Source organism: Gordonia sp. p3-SID1431, assembly GCF_025143765.1.
In the GTDB taxonomy this organism is placed as follows: Bacteria; Actinomycetota; Actinomycetes; order Mycobacteriales; family Mycobacteriaceae; genus Gordonia; species Gordonia hongkongensis.
Window position 1 is genome coordinate 1 of record NZ_JAMBDT010000170.1, and the last position, 5,181, is coordinate 5,181.

At 68.5% G+C, this 5,181-nt stretch carries 5 protein-coding genes and 1 pseudogene; 2 read left to right on the plus strand and 4 right to left on the minus strand.

Annotated features, from left to right (window positions below; genetic code table 11):
- The first annotated feature begins 62 nt into the window (after positions 1-62).
- Complete coding sequence (locus tag M4D77_RS23375; protein WP_259937660.1) at positions 63-701, plus strand: Pr6Pr family membrane protein; 639 nt, start codon at positions 63-65, stop codon at positions 699-701.
- Here the strand turns inward: M4D77_RS23375 and M4D77_RS23380 are convergent.
- From M4D77_RS23380 to M4D77_RS23395, 4 genes are all read right to left on the minus strand, one after another.
- A complete protein-coding gene (locus tag M4D77_RS23380) occupies positions 698-1,351 on the minus strand; it encodes a TetR/AcrR family transcriptional regulator (protein WP_259937661.1) in 654 nt (217 codons plus the stop codon). The genes M4D77_RS23375 and M4D77_RS23380 overlap by 4 nt on opposite strands.
- Before the next feature lie 8 nt (positions 1,352-1,359).
- On the minus strand, positions 1,360-2,532 hold the full coding sequence (locus tag M4D77_RS23385) for an acyl-CoA dehydrogenase family protein (RefSeq protein WP_259937662.1): 1,173 nt from the start codon (positions 2,530-2,532) through the stop codon (positions 1,360-1,362).
- Between the two features lie 60 nt (positions 2,533-2,592).
- On the minus strand, positions 2,593-3,753 hold the full coding sequence (locus M4D77_RS23390) for an acyl-CoA dehydrogenase family protein (protein WP_259937664.1): 1,161 nt from the start codon (positions 3,751-3,753) through the stop codon (positions 2,593-2,595).
- 108 nt (positions 3,754-3,861) lie between these two features.
- On the minus strand, positions 3,862-4,662 hold the full coding sequence (locus M4D77_RS23395) for a TIGR03084 family metal-binding protein (RefSeq protein WP_259937663.1): 801 nt from the start codon (positions 4,660-4,662) through the stop codon (positions 3,862-3,864).
- A 383-nt stretch (positions 4,663-5,045) separates the two neighbouring features.
- Between M4D77_RS23395 and M4D77_RS23400 the strand changes: the two are divergent.
- Positions 5,046-5,181 (plus strand): annotated as a pseudogene (locus tag M4D77_RS23400) (IS110 family transposase); the annotation flags it as partial.

A 5,181-nucleotide genomic window follows, 5' to 3' on the forward strand; every position in this document is an offset into this window, starting at 1 on the left:
CCACCCATGTCGCCGGGCGGACTTCCCGGTCCGCGCCCGCACGAGGTGCTTGAATCACACGTGTGACCGCGACCTGGTGGATACGACTGCTCCGCATCGCCTTTGCCGCCCTGGGCATCACCGCCCTCGTGTATCAGGCGGTGCTGCGCTACGGCGACGCCGGCTTCACGCTCGCGAACTTCTTCAGCTACTTCACGGTGCTGAGCAACATCTTCGCCGCCATCGTCCTGCTCGCCGGCGGACTACTCGCGCCCGCGAGCCCGGTGTGGGAGTGGTGCCGCGGGGCGGCGACCACCTGCATGGTCATCACCGGGATCGTCTATGCGCTACTGCTGCAGGGCATCGATGTCGAAGTCACCTACGCCTGGGTGAACGACGTGCTGCATCGCGTCATCCCGCTGGTGATGCTCGTGGACTGGATCGTGGTGCGCGCCCGTCGACTCCCCGAGCGGGCGTGGCTGACCTGGCTCACGATCCCGCTCGTGTACGGCGTCTACACCTTGATCCGCGGGCCGATCGCGGACTGGTATCCCTACCCGTTCATCGATCCGCGCGGGCAGGGTTATCTGTCGATGACGATCTCGCTCGTCGTCGTGTTCGTCGGCATGGCCTTCATGTCGTTCGGCGTCTACTGGGTCGGCACCCGCGGTCGGCGACCCGATGCGCCGGGGCCCGGACACCCCGCCGCCGAACGCGGTTAGTCCGCGCCCGGCAGGTCCGCGGGCGCGCTCCCGAACGCCGCGACGAGCTGCGCCGACCAGGTGTCGACGACCAGCGCACGCCGGGCGGAGTCATCGGACAGCGTGTCCGCCAGGCCGAGTCCGCGCGCCATGTCCAGCGTCGCCTGCACCAACCGGTAACCGGTCTCGTCGTCCGGGGCCACCCCCATCGCGGCCATCGTCCGCTGATGGGCCGCGCGGGCGAACTTCGCTTCGAGAGGCAGGATGAGCCGCCGCAGCGCCGGGTCGGACGCGGCAGCGGCCCAGACCTGGAGTGCTGCCTTGAATTCGGTGCCGGTGTAGACGTCGACGGCCCGCTGGACGGCGCGGATGACCCGGTCCGGGGTCACTTCGTCGGCCGCCTCCGGCGATGCGTGCGGATCCCCGACGGCAGCGCGGGTCATGTCCTCGAAGACCTGCTCGAGTGCCGCGGTGATGAGGGCTTCGCGCGTCGGGAAGTGATGTTGCGCCGCACCGCGGGACACGCCGGCACGTTCGGCGACCGCGGCCACGGTCGCGGCGGCCCAGCCGTCCGCGGCCAGCGCGTCGACCGTGGACCGCAACAGGCGCTCGCGGGTCAACCGCGAGCGTTCCTGTTGCGGGGAGCGGGTGTTCGCCGACGATGTGGTCACCGCGAGCCTCAGTAGGACTTCGGCAGCCCGAGGCTGGTCTGCGCAACGAAGTTGAGGATCATCTCCCGGCTCACCGGGGCGATGCGGGCGATCCGGGCGAGGCTCAGCATCGGCGCCAGTCCGTACTCGGTGGTCAGACCGTTGCCGCCCAGGGAGTGCACGGCCTGGTCGACGACCTTCACACAGGCCTCGGCGGCCGCGTACTTCGCCATGTTGGCCGGCTCGGCGGCGCCCCAGTCGTCGCCGGCGTCGTAGAGGGTCGCGGCCTTCTGCATCATCAGCTTGGCCATCTCGAGCTCGACCTTGCCCTGGGCGAGCGGGTGCGCGATCGCCTGGTGCGCACCGATCGGCGTCTTCCACACCGTGCGCTCCTTCACGTACGACACCGCCTTGTCGAGCGCGAACCGGCCCATCCCGACGGCCGACGCCGCGGCCATGATGCGTTCCGGATTGAGCCCGGCGAACAGTTGACTCAGGGCAGCGTCCTCGGAGCCGACGAGCGCGTCGGCGGGCAATCGCACATCGTCGAGGAAGAGCTGGAACTGCTTCTCGGGGTTCTGCAGTTCCATGTCGATCATCGTGTACGAGAAGTTCTCGGAATCGGTGGGGACGATGAAGAGCGCGGGCTTGAGGTTGCCGGTCTTCGCGTCTTCGGTGCGGGCGACGATCAACACGGCCTGCGCCTGGTCGACGCCGGAGATGTAGACCTTCTGGCCGGTGAGCAACCAGTCCGAGCCGTCCCGACGGGCCGTGGTGGTGATCTGGTGGGAATTCGACCCGGCGTCGGGTTCGGTGATACCGAACGCCATCGTGATCGACCCGTCGGCGAGACCCGGCAGCCACCGCTGCTTCTGCTCGTCGGTGCCGAAACGGGCGATGACGTTGCCGCAGATGGCCGGTGAGACGACGAGCATCAGCAGTCCGGTGCCCGATGCGGCGATCTCCTCCATCACGATGGCGAGCTCGTACATACCGGCACCGCCGCCGCCGTACTCCTCGGGGAGATTGACCCCGATGAAGCCGAGCTTGCCCGCCTCGGCCCACAACTCGTCGGTCTTGCGGCCGGTGCGCGCGCACTCACGGAAGTACTCCTGTCCGTACGTCGCGGCGAGTCCGGCGACCGCCGCGCGCAGCTCGGCGCGTTCGGTGGTCTCCACGAACGGATTGGTGTCCACGGTCATGTCGATGCTCCCTGTCTCGGTCTTCGATGTGGTTCGGCGGCAGACGGTTTCGGCGGCCGGTCAGGCCTGGTAGCCGAGCCGTTTGGCGGCCAGTCCGTTGAGGATCTCGGTGGTGCCGCCACCGATCCCGATGATGCGCATGTCGCGGTATTGCCGTTCGACCTCGGTGCCGGTCATGTAACCGAGACCGCCGTGCAGCTGAACGGCTTTGTTGGCCACCCACTCCCCCGCCTCGACCGCGGTGTTCTTGGCGAAGCACACCTCGGCGATGAGGTCGTCGGTGGAGCTGACCTTCCGTTCGACGAGGGCCCGCGTGTAGGTGCGGGCGACGTCGATGCGGCGTGCCATCTCGATCAGCGTGTCCTGCACCGACTGCCGCGCGATGATCGGTTTGCCGAAGGTCTCACGGTCACGCGCCCACTGCAGGGTGAGGTCGAGGCAGCGTTGCGCACTGGCGTACGCCTGCACCGCCAGACCGGACCGTTCGGTGACGAAAGCGGTTGCTATCTGCGCGAATCCGGAGTTCTCGGGTCCGACCAGGTTGGTGACCGGCACCCGCGCATCCACGAAGGACAGTTCCGCGGTGTCGGAACTGCGCCACCCCATCTTGTCCAGTTTCCGGGTGACCTCGAAACCGGGTGTGCCCTTTTCGACGACGAGCAGTGAGACGCCCGCGGCTCCCGGCCCTCCGGTGCGGACGGCGACGACGACGAAGTCGGCGCGGACCGCGGAGGTGATGTAGGTCTTGGAACCGTTGACGACGTAGTGGTCCCCGTCGCGCTCGGCCTTCGTCGTCAGGTGGCCGACGTCGCTTCCGCCGCCGGGTTCGGTGATCGCCAGACTTCCGATCTTCTCGCCCGCGAGCGTGGGCCGCACCCACCGGTCGATCTGGTCGGGGTCGCCGGCGGCGATCAGGTGCGGCAGGGCGATGCCGTGGGTGAACAGCGACGCGAAGACGCCACCGGCCGCGCCGGCGTAGTGGAGTTCCTCGCCGAGGATCGTGCTGTCGATCAGATCACCGCCGGAGCCACCCACTTCCTCGGGGACCCCGAGCCCGAACAGACCCAGTTTGGCCGCCTCGATGTGCAGTTCACGGGGGATGGCACCCTCGCGCTCCCAGTCGTCCTGGAACGGGAGGATGTGCTTGTCGACGAATCGGCGCACGGTGGAACGCAATTCGAGGCGTTCGGGTGTCTCCCAGATCGGACTGGCGATGGGCATCATGTTCTCCTGTCGGACTGCGTGCGACTGCGTGCTGCTGCGATCGGACTGCTCGATGGCGTCCGTGGCGGTGGACGTCAGCGGCGGACGGTGACGACGACGGGCGTCTCAGCTCGCCTGCGGTTCGCGACCCGGCCCGGGCGGACCTGCGAAACACTGTGCGATACCCGACCATTCGACCGCGTCGGACCCGATGAGCTCGAGTTCGAGGTCGGCGAGTGCGCGTCGCTGGGTCACCAGGAAGCAGAAGTCGAGGGCCGGCCCGCGCACGCTGTTCGACGCGTCGTCCGGGCCCCAGGTCCAGATCTCGCCCGACGGCGCGGTGAGCGCGTAGTGGAACGGCTCGGCCGGCGGGGTGCGGCCGTTGACGATGAAGGCGAAGTCGCGTGTGCGGACACCGATGTGGGCGACGCTGCGGATCCGATCGGTCGGCACGACGGGAACACCGAGGGCGTCGGCGACATCGAGGCCGTGCGCCCATGTCTCCATCAGGCGCGCGGTCGCCATCGACGCCGCGGACATCGGTGGCCCGAACCACGGGATCTTGACGCCGGCCGGCACCTCGCGCAGCGCGTCGGCGAGACGGTCGCGCGCCGCCCGCCACCCGGCCAGGATCTCGTCGGCCGGCGCGGCGGAACCCGCTTCGGCGGCGTCGTCGACGTAGGTCGCCGCACCGTTCGCCGCTTCGGAGAGCAGTGCGCCGAACCGGTCCGCGTCGGTGGCCGCGATCGCCGCCACCTCGTCGGTCCACGCCAGATGCGCGATCTGGTGCGCGATCGTCCACCCCGGCGCCGGCGTGGCGGTGGCCCAGCCCGCATCGTCGAGACCCGCGACGAGGGTGTCGAGCTGCGCGGATTCGGCTTCGAGGTCGGCGACGACGCCGATCACGGCTGCTTGTCCCTCAGGCATGCGATCACCCTCACACACGGCCTCAGAAGAATCAAGCGCGCCTGATTGTTTTTCCCGCAGGTACCGCCGCTGGTTGAGCCGGCACCGAGCGGAGCGAGGCGCCGAGTCGAAGCCACTCGACAACCCGCGCCCCCACCGCTGGTTTCAGTGTCAGTGTTGTCTAGCCACTTCGGTGGTGGTTGGGTTCTGACCATCAGGCATCTGGCTCTACCGCTGGTTACCGCCCCTGGCTGTATTGGGCTGGTGTTGGCTCATTGTGCCGATGCCTGGTGTGTCAGGACCGGCCGGCGTGACTTGATAGGAGCGTGGCATCGCCCCGACTGAGATGTGTCCGCCGACCGGCCCGACTGTCGCCACTCCACTCTGACAGGAAGGCATCTTCCATGATCGTTATCGGTGCCGATGTACACAAGCGCACGCACACCTTCGTCGCGGTCGACGCTGTCGGCAAACAACTCGGATCCACGGTGGTGCCGGCCACGACGGCCGGTCACCGCACAGCCATGCAGTGGGCTCACG